Here is a 20,868-nt window from a genome sequence, read left to right on the forward strand (position 1 = left end):
AATTAGGCTATTGATACGTAAAATTCAAAACAAGCTTATGTAATGTTACCTTAGGAGTTATACGGGTATGCATATAAGGTATTTATATAAATTATTGATTTTAAAAATATAATTTTAATTTCGGCATCTGAACTCGTGTTAATTTAACGAGCTGAAGTAGAGGTGGGCGCTTTGCTTGCTGAAATTGAGGGTATCGCCGTTATCAAATCGAACTTCAAAGGCTCTTTCATCCTCACTGACAACGGTTCCAGCGCCAAATATGGCGTGTTGCAGCCGTTCTCGCTGCCATAGGGGTTGGTCATTGTCTTCCTGGCTTGTTTCGCCGCTCAGGGTTACGCCTTCGCGGCGACCGTAACGCTCGCTAATCGCCGTTAGCGGGGCGCTCAGGGTTATAGCGTTGCTCCCGTCTGGTTGATGCAAAGCGCCGCCCAGTTCGTCGGAGAGCTCAAAGCAACACTCTGCAACAAAGCGGCTGGGGCCCTGGTCGCCGTCAAGGTGAGGGCGGCTGCTGGCGGGGCGCGTAATCAAGTGCAACTGCTGCCGGCTGCGAGTAATGGCCACGTACAATAAGCGCCGTTCGCTTTCCAGGTGCGCGCGCAGATTGTCTTCAGCGCGGGGGCTGTAAGGCAGGTACTTCTCCTGCAGACCGGGCACGATGACCGTTGGCCACTCCAGACCTTTGGTGCGGTGAATGGTTGACAGCAGAACGCCGGCGGGCGTGGTGTCTTGCCCATCGTTGCGGCGGGCACCGGCCTGTTGTTTCAGCGTGTGCAGGTGGGCCAGGGCTTTTTCGGCGTTAACATCCAGGCTTTTCAGGTATTGCCGAAAGCCGTGAATGGTGTCGATTCGCTCTTCCGCGCTGTCGTGGGTCAGGGCCAGGCTGCGAATGCCCTCGTACAGGTCGGTGCTGTCGGCGTACACGCTGATCAGCCCGGCTACCGGGCCGCGGTAACCGCTTAGCTGGTTCAGGGTGTCACCGAGCTTGCGCAGCTTGCGGGCCGCCATTGGGGCCAGGGCGTTAAAATCCATCGCCAGTATGCGCTGCGCCCAGTCTTCGCCAAAGCCTGCTAGAAAGCGTGCGAGCTGGTCCAGTTCTGGCTCTTTCAGACCGACGTGTGGAAAGCGCAGCAGTTGCCGCGCCAGCTCTAGGCGGTCGCTGTCAGGCAACGCTTTAAGCTGCCCTGTCACCACCTGCAACAGCGCCATGACGGCCTGCACTTCGCGACTGAACAGCGCACCTTTACCGGCATCAATGCGGTAGGGCACTTGCCGCGCCAGCAGTTTCAGTTCAATTGCAACGCTTTGGCTCCATACCCGGAACAAAATAGCGGTATCGGTCACCTGTTCTGCGGTCATCGCCTGCAGTAGTTGCAACACGGTATCGGCGTCATTGTCGTGGCGGTGCAGGGTAACGGTGGTGGCGGGCGTAGACGGGTGTGCATGGCAAAGTAAGTCTTTACGGCCACTGTTGTTGTGAATCAGATGGTTGGCTAGCAACGCTACCCGGTGGCCATAGCGGAAACTGTAGCTTAGGGTTTGTTCCAGCGGGCTTTCAAATTCGTCGCTGAAGCGGCGCAGAATAAATTCCGGTTTGGCACCACGGAACTCGTAGATAGTCTGGTCCGGGTCGCCCACCACGGTTACCCGGGCCCGGTCGCCGGCTACGTAGCGCAGCAACAAGTGCTGAATTTCGTTGGTGTCCTGATACTCGTCCACCAGAATCAGGTCCATTTTATTGGCCACCAGTCTTTGCAGGGGCGGGTTCTGGTGAATGGCCATGACCGGCTCGTACAGCATGTCGGCAAAACTGATACGGCTCTGGCCTTTGCGCCATTGCTCGAAACTGTGGAACAGGTCAATCAGGTAGCGCTGGCGTTCAGTGAATTCCATGTCTTCAAACACGATTTCAGCAGGCGAAAGGCTGGTTTTCACCCGGTCAATAAAGCCGGTGGCGGTTTCTATAAATTCTTTTTTGTTCCGCCGCAGCTCGTCGGCCAGGTCTTCCGGCACCAGCCGGCGACTGAGCTGAAATACCTGATAGTTAATTTCCGCGTCGCTGAGAATGTTAGCGGAAAAATTGGGCAGATAGCCCTCCCGCACAAAACGCCGGTAAAGCCGCAGGCCCATGGCGTGATAGGTGCGTATTTCCGGCAGCGCCAAGCCACTATTGCCGCACACCGTTTGCAGTTTGCGTTCGAAATCCATCTTGGCGCTGCGGTTGAACATCAGCACCAGCATACGGGCAGGATCGTGCCCCTGGTGCAGCAGGTAGCGAATACGCCATGCCAGGGTCGTGGTTTTGCCACTGCCGGCGACCGCGGTAATCACCGCGTGTTCAAAGCCGGCGCTAATAATGCTCCGTTGCTCGTCGGTCAGAAACTCGGGCAGCACCAGTTGTGCAGCTGGATTCGCCAGGGCCGTTGCGGCAGTGTGGGGTTGATGCTGGTAATCGATAGCGGGTGGTTGCTGTGGCATGGCGCCATTGTAATCGGCAACTGGTCGCGGGCACAGGCCTGTTCCATAATGGCGTCGTCATTTTTCATATTCAGCAGTTCAAACGCACCTTAAAAACACCTATTAAGAGCACGGTTATGGCGTTTACACCGGATTCACCCAGCCCCGGCGCTCTGCAGCACTTGCGCGCTGAATTACGGCACGCCGGTGAACGCAGACTGGTGCTGATGGAGGGCGACCGCAGTGCGGCATTGCGCTGGTTGACGACCGAACTGCCATTTTTAACGGTAGATCAGGGCCTGTGGGTCAGCACCAGGGCCGACAGTCCCCTGCTGGCCTTGCAACTAGCGACACCGGCGCAAGCAAGAACGTGGCTGGGGCGTGAGCTAGACCTGCTGGTGTGGGACGGCTTCAGTGGCAACCCACCTGACGGGCTGGCGGCGCTGGCTGGCACATTAACGGCTGGCGGCCTGTGGTTCTGGCTGATGCCGCCGCTGGCGCAATGGGGCACATTTGCTGACCCGGACTACGCCCGCACCGGCCTTGATCAGGCCAGTGAACACCCCTTTGCTGAGCGCTTGGCGAAGATACTGTGTGATACGCCAGACGTCATTCGGCTGGATGTGAGTGGGGATGAGAGCACGAACGCCACCATAAACTCAGAACTGGGCCGTGTGCGGAACGAATTAAGCCGACGCCGACCCGCAACGGCGTTCTGCGTTAGCGGCGGGCCCGAGCAGGACCAGCTAGTGCAAGCGCTGGTGCGTTTTGGCTTGGGGCGCCGGCGCCGTCCGCTGGTGGTTACCGCTGATCGCGGCCGCGGCAAATCGGCAGCCTTGGGCTTGGCGGCAGCGGAGTTGCTGTTGCAGGGCCGCCAGCGAGTATTGCTGACTGCGCCTTCGGCCGAACAGGTGGCTACCGTTATGGCCCACGCCCGTGAGCGCCTGGGAGCCCAACTGCAAAGCCAATCGGCTACTGAACTGAACACCACCAGCGGCGCCAGCCTGACATTCGTATTGCCGCAACAGCTGCTGGCGGACAAACCTGCCGCCGAAGTCGTGATGGTCGACGAAGCCGCCGCCATAGCCGCGCCGCTGTTGCAGCGTATTTTGCTAGGCTGGCCACGGGTGGCCTTTGCCACCACTGTGCACGGCTATGAAGGAGCCGGGCGGGGATTTGCGGTGCGCTTTCGCGAACAGTTGGACCGGTACACGCCTCACTGGCAAGAGCGTACTCTTTCGCAGCCAGTGCGATGGGCGGCCAGTGACCCGCTGGAGCCGCTGGTTTTCCGCTTGTTCTTGTTGGCGGCGGAAAGCCAGAACAACACACAACAGCAGACGCCTGATCCCTTGCTGGTACTGGAGCCGGTTCTGGAGCTAGAGCGCTGGCAGCCGGCTCAGGCAACAGAAAATGATTTGGCGGAAGCTTTCGGGCTTTTGGTGAACGCTCATTACCGCACGACGCCGGCAGACCTGCGCCAGTGGCTGGACGACCCCGCCGCCGTCAGCTGGCGAGCTCGCATAAATGGACGCACGGTGGGATTGTTGTGGGCCCAGGGCGAAGGCGAATTTTCAGCGCCTTTGGCGCAGCAGGTCAGCCTTGGGCAGCGCCGGCTGCGCGGGCATTTGTTGGCACAGTCGCTGGCGTTACACGCGGGCCTGCCGCAAGCGGTTCAGCAGCATGGTTTACGGGTAACACGAATTGCGGTGGCGGCCCCGCAGCGGCGCAGCGGGATTGGCCAGCGCCTGGTGTCTGCCGCTAAGGCCTATGCCAAAGCGGAAGGCTTTGATTATATCGGCAGCAGTTTTGGTGGCACGCCTGCGCTCCTGACTTTTTGGCAGCGCCAGGGGTTGCAGCCGGTGCGTCTGGGTTTCAGCCAGGAGGCCAGCAGTGGTGAATATCCGTTACAGGCTGTGTGCGGGCTCAGTGCAGCGGGTAAGCGTTTGGTGCAGGATTTACAGCAGCGCCTGGGCCGGCACTGGCTGGTGCTGGCCGGTCGTCAGTGGGTCCAGTGTGAGCCGGAACTGATGGCCACCGTAATGCGCAGCCTGCCGGCCGGCCCGCAACCAGATGCCGAAGACCAGCGCGATTTACAGTATTTCGCTGCTGGCCATCGCGGCTTTGAGCTGACCCTGCCCGCGCTGCAGACTCTTAGCCGCTGCGCCGGCGCAGCAGACTGGCTGAGTGGACTGCCGCCCGCGCAGTGCGCGCTTTGGTGTCGCGCTGTGGTGCAAGGCCGCAGTTGGGCTGAACTTCAGCGCGAGAATCTGTGCCTTGGCCAGCGCAACGCCGAACGACAACTTAGGTTTATGGTTTCAGGCTGGTGCTGTTAGTATCCGTGCCATGCAAACTGCGTCTTGATTTATCACATTTGAACAGAATTTGGCGCGTGCTATAACGCCAAACTGGTATATTAATAGGATGTTTTATTCGCTGTTATTCGCTGTTATTCGCGTTTAAGAAATTACAGTCATTCGATTCGAAAAAAATGAGAGGGTTACCCTAATGAAATTGAAGCACTTTGCTGTTGCAGGTCTTTTTGTAATGAGTGCCGCGCTGCCGATGATGGCCAGCGCCGGAGATGCGGCCGCTGGTAAGGCAAAAGCCGCCGTGTGTGCTGCTTGCCATGGTCAGAACGGTATCGCGTTGATCCCGATGTATCCGAATCTGGCGGGCCAGCACGAGATGTATTTGGTGTCGTCGTTGAAGGCGTACAAAAACAAGGAACGTAATGGTGGCCAGGCGGCCATTATGCAGGGCCAGGCAATGGGGCTGAGCGATACTGACATCGCCGACTTGGCGGCGTATTTCGCCAGTCTGCCTGCAGGCGGAAAATAAGCCACCCCGCAGTCAGTTGTTGCAAAATAGTGGGGCTGTTTTACGTCTGGCTAAAGTGTCCGTTTACTTAGCCAGACGAAATGTCAGACCTTGCTGATAATCCGGTAACTTGGCCTATAAGCCGAGGTGCCGGGCAGTTTCATACGATTTTGAGCCACAAACTGTTCCAGCATGGCTTCCAAAGGCTTAATCAGGCTGGGGTCGCCCGCAATTTCGAACGGGCCATGGGCCTGCACCTTCCGAATTCCTTCTTCTTTTACGTTACCCGCGACAATACCGCTGAAGGCTTTGCGCAGATTCGCCGCAATCAAGTGCACTGGCTGATCCCGATGCAGTTCCAAGGCGCGCATGTTGGCGTGGTCCGGCTCAAATGGCAGCTGAAACACAGGGTCTATTTTTAACGTCCAGTTAAAGTAATAGGCGTCTTGCATGGCGCGGCGGAAGGTCTCGACCTCTTGCATACCGTGTTTCATGGTGCGCGCCACCCGCACCGGATCGTCAATGATAATTTCATAACGCTTCGCGGCGTCGTTACCCAAGGCATTGCGGATAAACTTGTCGATCATTTCAAAATAATCAGCGTTCTCGCGCCTGCCGGTAAACACCACCGGGAAGGGAATGTCGGCGTTGTCTGGGTGCAACAAAATACCCAACAGGTAAAGAATTTCTTCCGCTGTGCCAACTCCACCGGGGAATACGATCACGCCGTGGCCAAGGCGTACAAAGGCTTCCAGGCGTTTTTCTATATCCGGCATGATCACCAGTTCGTTCACAATCGGATTGGGTGCCTCGGCGCCGATTATGCCTGGTTCGGTAATGCCAATGTAGCGACCGTCTTTTACTCGCTGTTTGGCGTGGCCTATGGTGGCGCCTTTCATCGGGCCCTTCATGGCGCCGGGGCCGCAGCCGGTGCAAATGCTCAGTTCACGCAGGCCCAACTGGTGGCCCACTTCTTTGCTGTATTGGTATTCTTCATGGCTGATGGAATGGCCACCCCAACACACCACCATGTCTGGCTGTCGCCCCGGTTGCAGCACCCGCGCGTTGCGCAGAATGTGGAACACCATATTGGTCAGATCTTCCGGCCGCGGATGCCGCTGGGCTTCAATGAACAGCGGGCTGGAATGGGTATATACAATGTCGCGTAACACCGAAAACAAATGTTCGCGATTGGCGCGCAGCATTTCATTGTCGACAAAGGCATGGTGGGGTGCGTTGATCAGTTCCAGTTTCAGGCCGCGGGGCTGGGGCACCAGGTGCACCTCAAAGTCGCTGTGGGCCGTCATCAAATCCTGGCAATCGTCGGTAACCACTCCGGTATTCAGTACGGCCAGTGCGCACTGGCGAAACAATCGGTAAAGGCCGCCTTCGCTGCGGTCTTTCAGGCGGTTTACTTCATGGTTAGACAGGATTTCGAGGCTGCCTTCGGGCGACACCAACGCGTTGATGGTGGGTTCATTCATCGGTCGTAAAACTCCTTGGTATGCGGCCGGCATCCTCCACCACACGGGTGCTCGTCCGATTGCCGGCGGCCGAGGCGCTACACTAAGTGTTTTTTTGCCGATGTGCTACCGAATAACGCTGGATTCCAGACTGGGCTGGAACCCACCGAACCTGTTTTCAACGTGCCTTACCGCAACAGGGCTCAGCCAGTCAGGCCCTTAAAAAATTGCTGCACGTTGAGACTCAGGGTGTCCAGGTCATAGCCGCCTTCCTGCACCGTCAGTGTTGGCAGGCCCATTTGGCGAATGTGGCTGCCCAAACGACAGAAGCCCTCGCTGGACACTGACACTTTGGCTTGCGGGTCGTTCTTGTAAATATCGAAGCCCAAGGCCAGTACAATAACATCCGGCTGGTACAGCTTCAGCGCGGTCAGGGCTTCTTCCACCTTGCTGAAAAAATACTCTTCATCAGAGCCGTGGGGCATGGGTAGGTTGATGTTGTAACCGTAGCCTTCGCCTTCGCCGCGTTCTTCTTCGTAACCGGCCACCACCGGGTAGAAGTTGGTGGGGTCGCCGTGCACCGAAACGTAAAGCACGTCGCTGCGGTGGTAGAAAATCTCTTGAATACCCTGGCCGTGATGCATGTCGGTGTCGAGTATGGCTACGCGCTGATATCGGCTGCGCAGGCGCTCGGCAGCAATGGCCGCGTTATTCAGATAGCAGAAGCCACCGGCTGCTGCGTGGCGAGCGTGATGGCCCGGCGGGCGGCATACCGCATAGGTGGTGTGTTCCCCTGCCATCAAGGCGTCGGCCGCGCCCAGGGCGGTCTGTGCCGACCAGTAGGCGGCATCCCAGGTGTGCTTGCCAATGGGGCTGCTACCGTCGGCCTGATAACGTGCGGCCTCAGCCAGAACGCCTTTCAGCGCGTTGGGGCTGTGCACAAAAATATTGGACATGACCTCATCGCCCCAGTCATCGCCCATCGCCTTCCAGCGCCTGTGGGCAGATTCCAGAAAGCGCAGATAACTCAGATCGTGCACCTTGCCAATGGGCCCCGCGCCCTGGTCAGCCGGTTGCAGCACCGGAATACCGCTGGCCTTCAGGCCCGCCAACATTTCCCGGGTACGGTCTGCTACTTCTTGCGGTTGGCGCATTTGGCCGCGGGTGAAGTACGACTGTGGGCTGTGTTGATCTTGTGCGGGGTGAAAAAATGCTTTCATATTTCAGCGGCCTTCTTAGGAAGCGGTAGGGCGTAATCACCCGAGTATAAGCACTGACTGGCGTGGGTCAAAAAAATCTGAACCGTAAAATCGCCGTCAGCTTTACAGGTTGCCGGAGAGCATCCACTATAGTGAATAAATGAATGAGTAAGAATTTGCGCTTCTGCGATCGAGCGTTCAGATCGCATCGCAGCAGCTTGATCGGTATTGCAACGGCCTGGCTACCACGTACAGCTTGGCTACCTATCACGTACAGCCTGATTATCTATCATGTAAGGGAGCCTGAATGATTGAATCACCGTTATTACAGAACATAACCGGATACGCCGGTGGCCAGTGGCAACAAGCCGCCGCTGATACCTTTGATGTGGATAACCCGGCCACCGGTGCCGTTATTGCGAAAGTGCCGTTTGTAACCGAGCAACAAGTGCAAGATGCCATAGCCGCGGCAAAAAAAGCCGAAAAACTGACCGAGCCTTACCCTTTGGAAACTCGCCGTAAGTGGCTGGAAGACATTCGTGATGCTTTAACCGCCAATCGCGCAGAGATGGGCCGTATTCTATGTCTTGAACACGGCAAGCCGTTAAACGAAGCCCAAGGCGAAGTGGACTACGCCGCTGGCTTCTTCGATTACTGCGCCAAAAATATTGAGGTGTTGAGTCCGCGTAACTTGGAGGAAAAGCCCAAAGGTTGCAGTTGGACCGTGCATTTTCGCCCGGTCGGCGTGGTGGGCCTGATTACGCCCTGGAACTTCCCCATTGGCATGATTGCTAAAAAGCTGTCGGCGGCTCTGGCAGCCGGTTGCCCGTCGGTGATCAAACCCGCCAGTGCCACCCCGTTGACCATGGTTGCGCTGTTCACTCTGATGGATAAATACGTTGATCTGCCCGCCGGAATGGTGAACCTGGTGATGGGTAAAGCCAGCATGATTGGCAAAGCGCTGAGCGAAAGCCCGGACGTGCCTATGCTCAGCTTTACCGGTTCCACCGAAGTGGGGTGCCAGCTGATTAAAGACAGCGCCGACTTGGTGAAAAAGCTGGCTCTGGAGCTGGGTGGCAACGCGCCGTTTATCGTGTTTGACGACGCCGACCTGGACGCGGCGGTTGATAACCTGCTGGCCAACAAATTCCGCGGCAGCGGCCAGACCTGCGTGTGCGCTAACCGTATTTTTGCCCATGAAAAAATAGTCGACAGCTTCAGTCAGAAACTGGCCGAACGGGTAAATAAAATGACCATAGGTGACGGCATCAACGGCGATGTAGACCTCGGCCCGCTGATCAACCGTGCCGGTTACAACAAGGTGAAACGCCATCTGGCAGACGCGCTAGAGCAGGGCGCCACTCTGGTAGCCGGTAAAAAGCCGTCAGAGTTGAACGATGACGATTTGTTTTTCCCGCCCACGGTGATTACTGGCGTAACTCGGCAGATGTGTTGCTCGCGGGAAGAAACCTTTGGCCCGTTGGTACCCATCGCCAGCTTTAGCGATGAAAACGAAGTGATCGCGGCCGGCAACGACACCGAGTTTGGCTTGGCCTCTTACGTGTTCACTGCGGATGTCAAACGCGCCCAGCGCGTAGCGGCCGGGCTGCGTTTTGGTCACGTGGGCTGGAACACCGGCACGGGCCCCACGCCGGAAGCGCCATTTGGTGGCATGAAAATGTCTGGCACTGGCCGTGAAGGCGGCGAAGAAGGGCTGTTTGAATTCACCGAAGCGCAAACCGTACCCCGCGGGTTTTAATCGCGCCGGCTAGCCAAACAAGCGTTAGCGCTTGTCAGTGAAAGAGTGAACGAAAACGGTGGGCCACGGCTCACCGTTTTTTTGGCTAAAACCCATGGAATTTGGCCCCATGCACCCGCATTCGGCAAGGGCGATTCAAGGCTGTTATACTTTCCGACCTGTTTATTTAACCAGTAGCGACATTTTATGGACGTTTCCTACATTATCGACGGCCTGAACGACGCCCAGCGCGAAGCGGTGACGGCAGAAAACGATCACTTGCTGGTTCTGGCCGGCGCCGGCAGTGGCAAAACCCGGGTGCTGGTGCACCGCATGGCGTGGCAGATGCAGGTGAACCGGGTGCCGGCAACCGGCCTTCTGGCGGTGACTTTTACCAACAAGGCCGCCAAGGAAATGCGCCACCGCATTGAAGAGATGATGAACATACCCTCTCGCGGCCTGTGGATTGGCACCTTCCACGGTATTGCCCATCGCCTGCTACGCGCCCACTGGAAAGACGCAAATCTGCCGGAAAATTTTCAGGTGCTGGACAGCGACGACCAGTTGCGCATGGTGAAGCGGGTAATGCGCGAAGCCCAGATCGACGAAACCCAGTTCCCGCCCAAGCAGGCCCAGTGGTGGATCAGCAGCCAGAAAGACGAAGGTCTGCGTGCCGATCATATTCAGGAAAACCCCGGTGATCACTTCACCAGCACCATGGTGCGGGTTTACCGCCAATATGAAAAACTGTGCCAGCAAAGTGGTCTGGTGGATTTTGGCGAATTGCTGCTGCGCTCTCACGAACTCTGGCTGCAACGCCCGGAACTGCTGTCCCACTATCAGCAGCGTTTTCAGCACATTCTGGTGGACGAGTTTCAGGACACCAACGCCATTCAATACGCCTGGCTGCAAGTTCTGGCCAGCAACCGCGTGCCATTAACTGTGGTGGGCGACGACGACCAGTCCATTTACGGCTGGCGCGGCGCCAAAGTCGAAAACATCCAGCAGTACCAGCGCGATTTTCCCAACGCCCGCCTGGTAAAGCTAGAGCAGAACTACCGCTCTACCAAGCTGATCCTGAAAGCTGCCAACGCGGTGATAGACAACAACCAGGGCCGCCTGGGTAAAGAGCTGTGGAGCGACGGGGTTGACGGTGAACCTGTGAGCCTTTACGCCGCGTTCAACGAGCAAGACGAAGCCAACTACATTGCCGACACTATCACCAGCTGGGTACAAGACGGCAATCTGCGCAGCGAATCGGCCATCCTTTACCGCTCCAACGCCCAGTCCCGCGTACTGGAAGAATCGTTGATGCGCCAGGGCATTCCGTACCGGGTGTACGGTGGCCTGCGTTTCTACGACCGCCAGGAAATCCGCAACGCTCTGGCCTATCTGCGTTTGGTGCACTACCGCCGCGACGACGCTGCGTTCGAGCGAGTGGTAAACCTGCCACCGCGGGGCATAGGCGCAAAAAGTCTGGCCGATATACGGCGCTATGCAGGCGAGCAAAGCATCTCTATGTGGGAATCGGCTCAGCGCATGCTGGACGCAGGGCAAATGAAAGGCCGGGCAAAAACCGGATTGCAGAAATTTCTGTCGATCATAGAAGAACTGTCAGCTTTGGCCGAACACGGCACATTACACGGCCTGATGCAGCAGACCATCGACGACAGCGGTTTGAAGGAGTACCACGCCAGCGAAAAAGGTGAAAAGGGCCAGGGGCGGGTGGAAAACCTGGAAGAGCTGGTGAATGCGTTGACGACTTACGAAGTGGAGGAGGGCATTGATCCACTGTCTGAATTCATCGCCCAGGCTGCGCTGGACGCTGGTGAAGCTCAGGCGGAAGACCACGAAGACAGCGTGCAGTTAATGACTCTGCACTCCGCAAAAGGGTTGGAATTCCCGCTGGTGTTCATGGCCGGTGTTGAAGAAGGTCTGTTTCCCCACAGCATGTCCCTAGAGGAGCCGGGGCGCATGGAGGAAGAGCGCCGCCTTGCGTATGTGGGTATCACTCGCGCGATGAAGAAGCTGATAATCACCTACGCCGAATCACGCCGTTTGTACGGCCAGGAAAAGTTCAACGCGCTGTCGCGGTTCGTGCGGGAAATCCCCGGCGACTGTATTCAAGAGGTGCGGTTGCGTAATACGGTGACCCGCCCGGCCATGGTGGCGCGGCCTAACGAAAGTATGTTCAGCCAGGAATCCGCCAAGCAGTCTGGTTTCAGCCTGGGGCAGCGGGTTATGCATCCGAAGTTCGGCGAAGGCACGGTGATGAACAGCGAAGGCAGCGGCCATCACACCCGGATTCAGGTTAATTTTGATGACGGTGCCAAGTGGCTGGTATTGGCGTATGCGCCGCTGGAGGCTTGCTGAGATTTTCAGTTTGGCCTAAAATTTTTTACATAAAATTTACCTAATAGGTAAAGAATGCTAGAGTAAGAGCATCTTGGAGATTCTGTTCGAAAACAAAAAAGTCAGAGAGCTATGCGAGCAGCAGCGTAAAGCCGAGAAGAAACTCGGCGCGCTCTGTGCTCGCAAACTGCGAGCACGACTTAGCGACCTTGATGCTGTAAGTCGGGTAACTGAGCTAGTCGCCGGCAACCCTCATCCTCTCCAAGGTGACCGGCAAGGACAGTTTGCTCTCAACCTGACAGGAGGCTTGCGTCTAGTGTTCAGTCCAGCCAATGAGCCTTGCCCCATGAAGGATGACGGGGGTATCGACTGGGCCCAAGTGACCATAGTGTGTATTGAATATATAGGGGACTATCATGACTGAGTTGAGTGCTGCCTTTGCGCCAGACTGGGTCTCCCCGCCTGGCGAATCCATACTTGATATATCCGAAGAGCGCGGCTGGACTCAAGCCGAACTTGCTCAACGTTTGGGGTACACAGAGAAACACGTTAGTCAGCTTATTAACGGCAAAGTATCGCTTAGCGTTGACGCTGCACTTCGTCTGGAGCGCGTAGTCGGTGGGACTGTTGATTTTTGGCTAACTCGCGAAGCTAATTATCAAAATCATAAAGCGCGACTGGAAGCTGCTGAACAGCACGCTAATTGGGTGCCTTGGCTTGATGACTTACCGGTTAAAGCATTAATGGATAACGGCGCCATTGCTAAGCAACGCTTGGTTGAGAAGAATAAACCAAATGTGGTTGAAGCGTGTCTGCGATTCTTTGGCGTTGCATCACCAAGTGAGTGGAGAGCGCACTACGGTGGTATGCAAATGGCATTTCGCAGAAGCAGGGCTGAGCAATGCGATGTTGGTGCGATCTCCTCATGGCTAAGGTTAGGAGAGCAACACGCGGAACAAGTTGAAGTGCCTAAGTACAACAAAGCTCGTTTTGAAAAAGCTTTGCGCGTTATTCGCACATTCACATGCGAGTCGCCGGAAGAGTTTGAACCAAAAATGAGGCAGTTGCTTTCAGGGGCAGGTATAACATTTTTTTTGGTGCCTGCTATCCCAAGAGCCCATGTAAGTGGTGTTGCTAGGTGGCTAGGCCCTACACGGCCTTTTATACAGCTTTCCTTGTACGGTAAAACGAACGATAAATTCTGGTTCACTTTTTTCCATGAAGCAGCGCACATTTTGCTGCACTCTGGGAGTAGAGAAGAGAAAAAATCTGTCTTCCTTGACGATCCTAACGCTACTCATACTGATGACCCACAGGAGCATGAAGCAAACAGTTGGGCTGGAGACTGGCTAATCCCTGCTCAATACACCGACAAGTTGAACGGCTTAAATAACAAAGCGAAAGTTCGCCATTTTGCGGATGAGATTGGAGTTCACCCAGGTATAGTAGTGGGACGTTTACAGCATGATGGAGTAATACCGCCGTCATGGATGAATGGCCTGAAAAAAAACTTCAAGTTCACAAAAGCGTCTACTGACTAAGCACTTAATAATGGACCGGCTCCAAAATCTACATCAGGACCGCAAAAATCACCCCAGCCAGAATCACCCGGTAAACCACGTACGGCCACATACCCACTTTATTCAACCACTTCAGGAAGAAGTGGATGGCGGTGATGGCCATCACGAATGAAGTCACGCCGCCGATCAAAAAGCCCGTCCAGTCTACAGCGATGTCCATCATCGCCACTTCCAGGATTTTTACACTCGCCGCCAGCGCCGTAATCGGGATGGCCAGCAGGAATGAAAAGCGGGATGCTGCTTCGCGGCTGAGGCCCAGAAACAGGCCAGCGGTGATGGTAATGCCCGAGCGTGAGGTGCCGGGTATCAGGGAAATAGCTTGGGCCAGGCCAACAATCAGCGCGTCTTTCCAGCGAATGGAGTCCAGCGAGCGATCGCGTTTGGGTATCCAGTCGGCCACACCCAACAGCAAACCGAACACCAGGGTGGTGGTGAAAATGATCGCAGGTGAGCGCAGCTCGTTATCAATCATATCCAGCAGCGCCAATCCTGCCAGGCCTGCGGGGATGGTGCCTATCACAAGATAAAACGCCATGGCACCCTGGCCCACAATGCGGCGCCGGGCCATGGAAACCAGGCCATCGCGGGCTATGCCGAACACATCGCGGCGGAAGTAGAGCACCACCGCCAGCAGGGTGCCCACGTGAACGGCCAGGTCAAAGCCTACGCCCTGGTCCTGCCAGTCCAGCAGGGCCGGAGTAAGAATAAGGTGGGCAGAGCTGGAGATGGGCAGAAATTCTGTCAGCCCCTGCAGCAGGCCAAGAAAAATTGCCTGAAAAAAGTCCATATCGTATCAATCCAAAGTTTCACAACAATCCAGGGCGCCAGAGCAGGCCAGGAGATTACACACAGCGGGGGTCAGGGCTGGACTGGCACCTCGCGGATGCGGCCCACTTCATCAATCGCCACATAAACGAAGTGGCCTTCGGTCACCTTGCGGCGATCTTCGGAGTAGCGGTCCATCGTCCACACTTCTACTTTTATATTCATGGAGCTACGGCCGATTTCGATCAGCTCGCAATAACAGCCAACCTGCGAGCCAACCCGTACCGGCGATAAAAACTCCATCCGGTCCATCGCCACAGTGGCGCTACGGCCTTGGGATATCCTGGCCGCCATAGTGGCCGCCGCAATATCCATTTGCTTTACCAGCCAGCCCGCGAACACATCTCCGTTGGCGTTGGTATCGCCGGGGAAAGGAATGATTCGCAGGATTAACTCGCCGAGGGGCATTGGTTTGTCGTCGTCAAAAGTGCTCATCACACAGGCCTTTAAGAAAAGTGGCGGAATGCCAGTTTGGCAAATTCCTTAATTGTTTGGCTGCATGGTAATGCCGCGCCTGCCATTTGTCAGGTGTGTTCGCGGTTCTGATGATGAATTTAGATAATTTTAGCCTTTGTCACAAACCTGTCACAGAGAATGCCTAGTCTTGGGCCATCAGAACGGCAGATGTCGATATAAAAAGTGATGCAACCTAGGAGAAACACGGTGACTAAACTATATAAAGCTCTGACAACAGTAACCCTTGCTGGTGCAATTGCGGCACTTTCGGCTCCGGCCATGGCTCGCGACACCATTAGCATTGTCGGCTCGTCAACGGTATATCCTTTTGCGACCGTGGTTGCCGAGCGTTTCGGCCGTAATACCGATTTCGCGACGCCTAAAATTGAGTCTACCGGTTCCGGTGGCGGCCTGAAGCTATTCTGCCAAGGTGTTGGCACCCAGCACCCGGACATCACCAACGCTTCCCGTCGCATGAAGAAGAGCGAATTCGACATGTGCCAGGCCAACGGCGTCAAGGAAATCACCGAAGTGCGTATCGGTGCTGACGGTATCGTTATGGCAAACTCCAAGGAAGCGGAAAAGCTCGACTTGTCCCTGAAACAAATTTTCCTGGCATTGGCTAAAGATGTACCTAACCCGGACGGCAGCAACGAGCTGGTTGCCAACCCTTACATGAAGTGGAGCGAAATCGACTCCAGCCTTCCGGATATTGCCATCAGCGTAATGGGCCCGCCTCCGACGTCAGGCACCCGCGACGCGTTTGTTGAGTTGGCGATGGAAAGCGGTTGCAAACAGTTCCCCATGATCGCGCAGATGGAAGACGACAACGAAGACAAGTTCAAAACCGTGTGTCAAAGCATGCGTGAAGACGGCCCGTTCGTTGAAGCCGGCGAAAACGATAACCTGATCGTTCAGCGTCTGGCCCAAGACCCAGAAACTCTCGGTATCTTCGGCTACAGCTTCCTCATGGAAAACACTGGCCAGATCCAGGCCGCGACCGTGAACGGCGTCGAACCGACCCCCGAAGCGATTTCCAGCGACCAATATCCGGTAGCCCGCTCACTGTGGTTCTACGTCAAAAAGGCGCACGTGGGTGTTGTTCCGGGTATTCAGGAATACATTTCCGAGTTCACCAGCGAGGGCACCTGGGGTGATAACGGCTACCTGGTCGATGTAGGCTTGATCCCAGCCCCGCGCAATGAGCGCATGAAGATTGCCAAAGCAGTGAAAGAACTGGCGCCGATGACGGGTAACGAGTTATAAGGCCGATCAGGCAACGTCAAGGATGACGACAAAACAACGCAGGCTTTCAGGCTTGCGTTGTTTTGTTGCGGTTGTATGAATATTTTTATGCGGCAAGCTGGCAGAATAGGTGCCCAGCTAACTCAAAACCATCAACACAGAGACTGATATGCAGACGGCCAATCTTCTGCCCTTGGTTCTGGTTCTCGCCGTGGTTGCCTATGGCCTCGCTTATATGCGATCCCGGGCTGTGGCAGCGCCCCTTGGTGGCATCCGGAATCTCAAGGCTCTTCCTTTTTACTACGCGGCGCGTGCAGCGCTTTGGTGTGCTATTCCGGCACTGATTGTGCTGGCAGTCTGGGCCGGTTTTGAAGACAAGGTCATTCAGGGCATTGTGATCGCATCGCTGCCCCAGGATACCTGGCCGGAGTCGGCCGGACAGGCAAGCCTGATTCTTTCTCAAATCAGCAACGTGGCAGCTGGCAGCCTCAACCCTGAGTTTTTGCCGGAGCATATTACCGGGGCGGCATCATTGCTGGAAGCCATGCAAGACAAGAGCGGGAACTTTAAGGCCATCCTGGTGGTGTTGATTGCCGTGTTGGGAGCAACCTTTGCCTGGACTCGCGTAGCGCCCCACATAAACGCCAGAAAAAACGTAGAAACCACCCTGCGCCGAATCTTCTTTGCGTGTGCTGCCTTGGCCGTGTTGACCACCGCAGGTATCGTATTCTCGGTCTTTCTCGAAACCATGCGTTTCTTCGACAGAGTGCCGATTACCGAGTTCCTGTTCGGAACCAGCTGGAGTCCTCAAACCGCTATACGGATCGATCAGATAGGTTCCGAAGGCGCTTTCGGTGTTATTCCCCTGTTTACCGGCACTTTGCTGATTTCCGCCATTGCTTTGTTGGTTGCCGTGCCCGTTGGACTGATGTCTGCCATCTATCTTTCAGAGTATGCGAGCAAGCGTATGCGCTCGACAATAAAGCCTGTGCTGGAGATGCTGGCGGGCATTCCTACCGTTGTTTACGGCTTTTTCGCGGCCTTGACCGTTGCCCCGTTTATTCGTGACCTTGCCGCAATAGTGGGCCTTGAGGCCTCCTCCCAGAGTGCTCTGGCCGCCGGTCTGGTGATGGGCATTATGATTGTGCCGTTCGTGTCATCGCTGTCAGATGACGTGATCAGTGCGGTACCTCAGACCATGCGCGATGGCTCGTTGGCTCTGGGTGCGACGCAGTCGGAAACCATGAAGAAGGTGATTTTCCCGGCGGCCCTGCCGGGCATTATTGGCGGTATTCTGCTGGCAGCGTCCCGTGCCATCGGTGAAACCATGATTGTGGTCATGGCGGCAGGGCTCGCGGCCAACCTGACGGCCAATCCGCTGGACTCGGTGACCACCGTAACCGTGCAGATTGCGACGCTGCTGGTGGGTGACCAGGAGTTCGACAGCGCCAAGACGCTTTCGGCCTTCGCCCTCGGCATGCTGCTTTTCATTGTCACGCTGCTGCTCAACGTGGTCGCACTGAAGATCGTACGTAAATATAGGGAACAGTATGACTGATCAAAGTTCTCAGGCGGAGAGGGTCCGCAAATCGCTGAAACGCCGGTACCGTAAGGAACGCCGATTCCGGCTGTACGGAATTCTGGCGATTTTCATTGCACTCGCGTCCCTGTTTATCCTGTTCGCCGACATTATCAGCAAGGGACACACCGGGTTCGTAAAGACCACCATCACCTTGGAAGTGACTCTCGATTCCACAATGATGTACCTGGATGATCCGACGGATAAAGATCAATGGTCCAGCGCGGATTTTAAGGCGCCGATTATCGCCGCCTTGCAGGCGCAAGTTCCTGAGGCAGCTAGCGCGGCTGAGAAGCGTCAGCTGGGCCGTTTTCTGGGGACCTTTGCAGACAGCGAAATCCGCAATTTACTGACAGAAAACCCGGAGCTTCTGGGTACCACCCAGACCATTGAGTTCCCCACCCATGATCGGGTGTCGGTGTACGTCAAGCATGCGGACAATCCGCGGTACAGCATCAAACTGTCCGAACAGCAGCAAGGTTGGGTGGACGAGCTGTTAGAAAAAGGGATTATCGACACCAGCTTCAACGATGTGCTGTTCAGCCGAGGTGACTCCAGGGAGCCTGCCAACGCCGGTGTTCTTGGCGCGATTGTCGGTTCCCTGTTGACCATGCTGGTGACCCTGGCCATTTCATTCCCCGTGGGAATTTCGGCAGCGGTCTATCTGGAAGAGTTCGCGCCCCAGAACAAGCTTACCGATTTTATCGAAGTGAATATCAATAACCTGGCTGCGGTACCGTCTATCATATTTGGTTTGTTGGGCCTGGCGGTATTCATAAACCTGTTCGGAATGCCCCGATCGGTTCCTGTCGTAGGTGGTTTGGTGCTTGCGTTAATGACGCTTCCAACCATCATTATTTCCAGCCGTGCCGCCATCAAAAGTGTCCCGCCTTCAATACGGGAGGCGGCCGAGGGTGTTGGCGCCTCCAAGATGCAGGTGGTGCTCCATCATGTGGTGCCCCTGGCCATGCCCGGCATGCTGACCGGTTCCATCATCGGTATGGCTCAGGCTCTGGGTGAAACCGCACCGCTTCTGCTGATTGGTATGGTGGCGTTTATCGTGGATGTACCGGATGGGTTTTTCAGTTCAGCCACTGTGCTGCCGGTACAGGTTTACCTCTGGGCGAGCAGCTCCGAGCAAGGTTTTGTGGAGCTGGCATCCGCCGCCATCATGGTGCTGCTTACTTTCATGATCATTATGAACGCATTGGCGATCTGGCTGCGCAAGCGGCTTGAGCGTCGCTGGTAAGGAGAAGGATATGAACACGATGAGTCCGAGTATTTCCGCAGAAGCCGACATGCGAGGCAAGGGGGCAGCGATTCCTGTGTCTGAAGACAGGGGCAAAGATACCGTGATGGAAGACAAGCCCGAAGATACCGTGATTGAAGAAGGTAAGACGGTTGGAAAGCCATTTGCCGACGACCCTAAATTCAAGCTGCGTAATGTGGACGTTTCCTACGGCGCAGACCGGGCTATCAAGAATATCAGCCTGGATATTGGCCGGAACGAAGTCATTGCCTTCATCGGTCCTTCTGGTTGCGGTAAATCAACCTTTTTGCGATGCCTGAATCGCATGAATGACAGCATTGATATTTGCCGCGTTAAAGGTTCTCTTGAGCTGGACGATCAGAACATCTATGACTCCAAGCGGGACGTGGTTGAACTGAGGGCCAGGGTAGGGATGGTGTTCCAAAAGCCGAATCCCTTTCCAAAATCGATCTACGACAATGTGGCCTATGGGCCCCGAATCCACGGGCTGGCAAATCGCAAGTCCGAGCTTGACGACATTGTCGAAAACAGTCTTCGCAAGGCGGGCTTGTGGAACGAGGCTAAAGACCGTCTGGATGCCATGGCAACCGGCATGTCCGGCGGCCAGCAGCAGCGGCTGTGTATTGCCCGCGCCATTGCCGTCAGTCCGGAAGTGATCCTGATGGACGAGCCCTGTTCGGCCCTTGACCCGATTGCAACTGCACGGGTGGAAGAACTGATTGCCGAGATGTCCGAAAGCTACACTATCGTCATCGTGACTCACTCCATGCAACAGGCGGCTCGGGTTTCCAATCGCACCGCTTATTTCCACATGGGTCACCTTGTGGAAGTGAACAAAACCGACACGGTGTTTACCTCTCCCCAGCACCCGCTGACCGAATCCTACATTACCGGCCGTTTCGGCTAAGCCAGCCTGTGCCGGTAGGGCCAGACTATTTACGGAGCAATACAATGCCGAATAACAAAGACCAAGTGTATGGCGATCACATCTCCCAGCGTTTCAACAATGAGCTGCTGGAACTGAAAACCCGTTTTCTGGAAATGGGCGGGCTGGTGGAAGCGCAAATTGGCAGTGCCGTGCAGGCGCTGACCACCAACGACAGCGTGCTGGCGGAACAAGTGCGCGCAGGCGACCGTGGCGTTGACCAAATGGAAATTGACATCGATGAAGAGGCCATACTCATTATCGCCCGGCGCCAGCCCGCGGCGCGGGACCTTCGGTTGGTTATTGCGGTCATCAAAATGGTGGTCGATCTGGAGCGGGTGGGCGACGAGGCCAAAAAAATCGCCAAACTGGCGTTGAAGCTGGAGGCAGAGGGCCAGACATCACTCGGCTACGTGGAAGTCCGCCACATTGGCAGCCATGTGCACGCCATGCTGCACGATTCCCTGGACGCCTTTGCGCGGCTGGACGCCGAACAGGCGCTGCGAGTCATGAAGGAAGACAAACGAGTAGATGAAGAGTATCAGGCCGCCACCCGCACCCTTCTGACCCATATGATGGAAGATACCCGCAACATATCCCGCTGCATGTCGATCATGTGGGTACTGCGGGCTCTGGAACGGGTAGGAGACCACGCCTGTAACATTGCCGAAAACGTGATTTTCATGGTTAAGGGTGAGGATGTACGCCATACGCCGATGGAAGAAAAAGAGCGGGTAGTGGGGCGGTAGGGTAAAGTTTAGCGCTAAGCCGAGCTTCGTGTTAATGCCTTGCTTGCTTGGGGTTGAAACGCGCCGGTTTAATTAACGTCTGCGGCCGTTATTTCCGATCTGCCTGTTCGGCAATGAAGGCGCGACTGGTTGCATCCAGCTTAGGGTTTCAAATTTCTGAGCTGCCTACTCGGCAGTGAAGAACGTCGGGAAAGCAGATTGGGCAGACTTTCATTT

At 55.8% G+C, this 20,868-nt stretch carries 15 protein-coding genes and 1 CRISPR repeat array (1 of these 16 only partly in view); of the genes, 10 read left to right on the forward strand and 5 right to left on the reverse strand.

Annotation, left to right across the window (positions count from 1 at the left end; all coding sequences use genetic code 11):
• Positions 1–138 precede the first annotated feature (138 nt).
• Complete coding sequence (locus tag ATG98_RS09285) at positions 139–2,475, reverse strand: ATP-dependent helicase (protein ID WP_098422725.1); 2,337 nt, start codon at positions 2,473–2,475, stop codon at positions 139–141.
• A 116-nt stretch (positions 2,476–2,591) separates the two neighbouring features.
• Here ATG98_RS09285 and ATG98_RS09290 point away from each other — a divergent pair, with 116 nt between their 5' ends.
• Together ATG98_RS09290 and ATG98_RS09295 are read left to right on the forward strand one after the other, a co-directional pair.
• Complete coding sequence (locus tag ATG98_RS09290) at positions 2,592–4,787, forward strand: tRNA(Met) cytidine acetyltransferase TmcA (RefSeq protein ID WP_098424416.1); 2,196 nt, start codon at positions 2,592–2,594, stop codon at positions 4,785–4,787.
• Between the two features lie 172 nt (positions 4,788–4,959).
• A complete protein-coding gene (locus ATG98_RS09295) occupies positions 4,960–5,292 on the forward strand; it encodes a c-type cytochrome (RefSeq protein WP_098422727.1) in 333 nt (110 codons plus the stop codon).
• A gap of 83 nt (positions 5,293–5,375) precedes the next feature.
• Here the strand turns inward: ATG98_RS09295 and ppnN are convergent, their stop codons facing one another.
• Together ppnN and ATG98_RS09305 are read right to left on the reverse strand one after the other, a co-directional pair.
• Positions 5,376–6,755 carry a nucleotide 5'-monophosphate nucleosidase PpnN gene (gene ppnN, locus ATG98_RS09300; protein ID WP_098420787.1) on the reverse strand — a complete coding sequence of 460 codons (1,380 nt, stop codon included), beginning with the start codon at positions 6,753–6,755 and terminating at the stop codon, positions 5,376–5,378.
• A gap of 182 nt (positions 6,756–6,937) precedes the next feature.
• Positions 6,938–7,954, reverse strand: coding sequence for a histone deacetylase family protein (locus ATG98_RS09305; protein WP_098420788.1), 1,017 nt, complete (start codon positions 7,952–7,954; stop codon positions 6,938–6,940).
• A gap of 286 nt (positions 7,955–8,240) precedes the next feature.
• On the opposite strand from ATG98_RS09305, the gene ATG98_RS09310 reads away from it, so the two are divergent.
• The 3 genes from ATG98_RS09310 to ATG98_RS09325 all read left to right on the forward strand — a co-directional run bounded on the left by ATG98_RS09310 (position 8,241) and on the right by ATG98_RS09325 (position 13,564).
• The gene (locus ATG98_RS09310) at positions 8,241–9,692 is read left to right on the forward strand and encodes an aldehyde dehydrogenase family protein (protein ID WP_098422729.1); all 1,452 of its coding nucleotides are present in this window, start codon (positions 8,241–8,243) and stop codon (positions 9,690–9,692) included.
• A gap of 186 nt (positions 9,693–9,878) precedes the next feature.
• Positions 9,879–12,044 carry a DNA helicase II gene (uvrD, locus tag ATG98_RS09315; RefSeq protein ID WP_098420791.1) on the forward strand — a complete coding sequence of 722 codons (2,166 nt, stop codon included), beginning with the start codon at positions 9,879–9,881 and terminating at the stop codon, positions 12,042–12,044.
• Positions 12,045–12,439: 395 nt separating this feature from the next.
• The gene (locus ATG98_RS09325) at positions 12,440–13,564 is read left to right on the forward strand and encodes a helix-turn-helix domain-containing protein (RefSeq protein ID WP_098420793.1); all 1,125 of its coding nucleotides are present in this window, start codon (positions 12,440–12,442) and stop codon (positions 13,562–13,564) included.
• A gap of 28 nt (positions 13,565–13,592) precedes the next feature.
• Here the strand turns inward: ATG98_RS09325 and ATG98_RS09330 are convergent, their stop codons facing one another.
• Together ATG98_RS09330 and ATG98_RS09335 are read right to left on the reverse strand one after the other, a co-directional pair.
• A complete protein-coding gene (locus ATG98_RS09330; protein ID WP_098420794.1) occupies positions 13,593–14,390 on the reverse strand; it encodes an undecaprenyl-diphosphate phosphatase in 798 nt (265 codons plus the stop codon).
• Between the two features lie 71 nt (positions 14,391–14,461).
• Positions 14,462–14,863: an acyl-CoA thioesterase gene (locus ATG98_RS09335; RefSeq protein ID WP_098420795.1), complete on the reverse strand. Its 402-nt coding sequence runs from the start codon at positions 14,861–14,863 to the stop codon at positions 14,462–14,464.
• A gap of 228 nt (positions 14,864–15,091) precedes the next feature.
• Here ATG98_RS09335 and ATG98_RS09340 point away from each other — a divergent pair, with 228 nt between their 5' ends.
• The 5 genes from ATG98_RS09340 (at position 15,092) to phoU (ending at position 20,652) form a co-directional block, all read left to right on the forward strand.
• Positions 15,092–16,150 carry a substrate-binding domain-containing protein gene (locus ATG98_RS09340; RefSeq protein ID WP_098422731.1) on the forward strand — a complete coding sequence of 353 codons (1,059 nt, stop codon included), beginning with the start codon at positions 15,092–15,094 and terminating at the stop codon, positions 16,148–16,150.
• 148 nt (positions 16,151–16,298) lie between these two features.
• On the forward strand, positions 16,299–17,687 hold the full coding sequence (gene pstC, locus ATG98_RS09345; protein ID WP_098422732.1) for a phosphate ABC transporter permease subunit PstC: 1,389 nt from the start codon (positions 16,299–16,301) through the stop codon (positions 17,685–17,687).
• Positions 17,680–18,957, forward strand: coding sequence for a phosphate ABC transporter permease PstA (pstA, locus tag ATG98_RS09350; RefSeq protein ID WP_098422734.1), 1,278 nt, complete (start codon positions 17,680–17,682; stop codon positions 18,955–18,957). Before pstC ends, pstA begins: the two co-directional genes overlap by 8 nt.
• A 10-nt stretch (positions 18,958–18,967) precedes the next feature.
• The gene (pstB, locus tag ATG98_RS09355) at positions 18,968–19,885 is read left to right on the forward strand and encodes a phosphate ABC transporter ATP-binding protein PstB (protein WP_098422735.1); all 918 of its coding nucleotides are present in this window, start codon (positions 18,968–18,970) and stop codon (positions 19,883–19,885) included.
• 44 nt (positions 19,886–19,929) lie between these two features.
• On the forward strand, positions 19,930–20,652 hold the full coding sequence (gene phoU / locus ATG98_RS09360) for a phosphate signaling complex protein PhoU (RefSeq protein WP_098420800.1): 723 nt from the start codon (positions 19,930–19,932) through the stop codon (positions 20,650–20,652).
• A gap of 91 nt (positions 20,653–20,743) precedes the next feature.
• Positions 20,744–20,868: direct repeats of the CRISPR family, unit length 28 nt; unit sequence TTTCTGAGCTGCCTACTCGGCAGTGAAG; it runs 1,225 nt beyond the window's last position.

The sequence above is a fragment of the Marinobacter sp. LV10R520-4 genome, assembly GCF_002563815.1.
Classification (GTDB): domain Bacteria; phylum Pseudomonadota; class Gammaproteobacteria; order Pseudomonadales; family Oleiphilaceae; genus Marinobacter.

What these genes read in the sequence shown, in the direction of transcription:
- ATG98_RS09285 (WP_098422725.1), bottom strand. Translation starts at nt 2,475, where the DNA reads ATGCCACAGCAACCACCCGCTATCGATTACCAGCATCAACCCCACACT.
- ATG98_RS09290 (WP_098424416.1), top strand. Translation starts at nt 2,592, where the DNA reads ATGGCGTTTACACCGGATTCACCCAGCCCCGGCGCTCTGCAGCACTTG.
- ATG98_RS09295 (WP_098422727.1), top strand. Translation starts at nt 4,960, where the DNA reads ATGAAATTGAAGCACTTTGCTGTTGCAGGTCTTTTTGTAATGAGTGCC.
- ppnN (WP_098420787.1), bottom strand. Translation starts at nt 6,755, where the DNA reads ATGAATGAACCCACCATCAACGCGTTGGTGTCGCCCGAAGGCAGCCTC.
- ATG98_RS09305 (WP_098420788.1), bottom strand. Translation starts at nt 7,954, where the DNA reads ATGAAAGCATTTTTTCACCCCGCACAAGATCAACACAGCCCACAGTCG.
- ATG98_RS09310 (WP_098422729.1), top strand. Translation starts at nt 8,241, where the DNA reads ATGATTGAATCACCGTTATTACAGAACATAACCGGATACGCCGGTGGC.
- uvrD (WP_098420791.1), top strand. Translation starts at nt 9,879, where the DNA reads ATGGACGTTTCCTACATTATCGACGGCCTGAACGACGCCCAGCGCGAA.
- ATG98_RS09325 (WP_098420793.1), top strand. Translation starts at nt 12,440, where the DNA reads ATGACTGAGTTGAGTGCTGCCTTTGCGCCAGACTGGGTCTCCCCGCCT.
- ATG98_RS09330 (WP_098420794.1), bottom strand. Translation starts at nt 14,390, where the DNA reads ATGGACTTTTTTCAGGCAATTTTTCTTGGCCTGCTGCAGGGGCTGACA.
- ATG98_RS09335 (WP_098420795.1), bottom strand. Translation starts at nt 14,863, where the DNA reads ATGAGCACTTTTGACGACGACAAACCAATGCCCCTCGGCGAGTTAATC.
- pstC (WP_098422732.1), top strand. Translation starts at nt 16,299, where the DNA reads ATGCAGACGGCCAATCTTCTGCCCTTGGTTCTGGTTCTCGCCGTGGTT.
- pstA (WP_098422734.1), top strand. Translation starts at nt 17,680, where the DNA reads ATGACTGATCAAAGTTCTCAGGCGGAGAGGGTCCGCAAATCGCTGAAA.
- pstB (WP_098422735.1), top strand. Translation starts at nt 18,968, where the DNA reads ATGAACACGATGAGTCCGAGTATTTCCGCAGAAGCCGACATGCGAGGC.
- phoU (WP_098420800.1), top strand. Translation starts at nt 19,930, where the DNA reads ATGCCGAATAACAAAGACCAAGTGTATGGCGATCACATCTCCCAGCGT.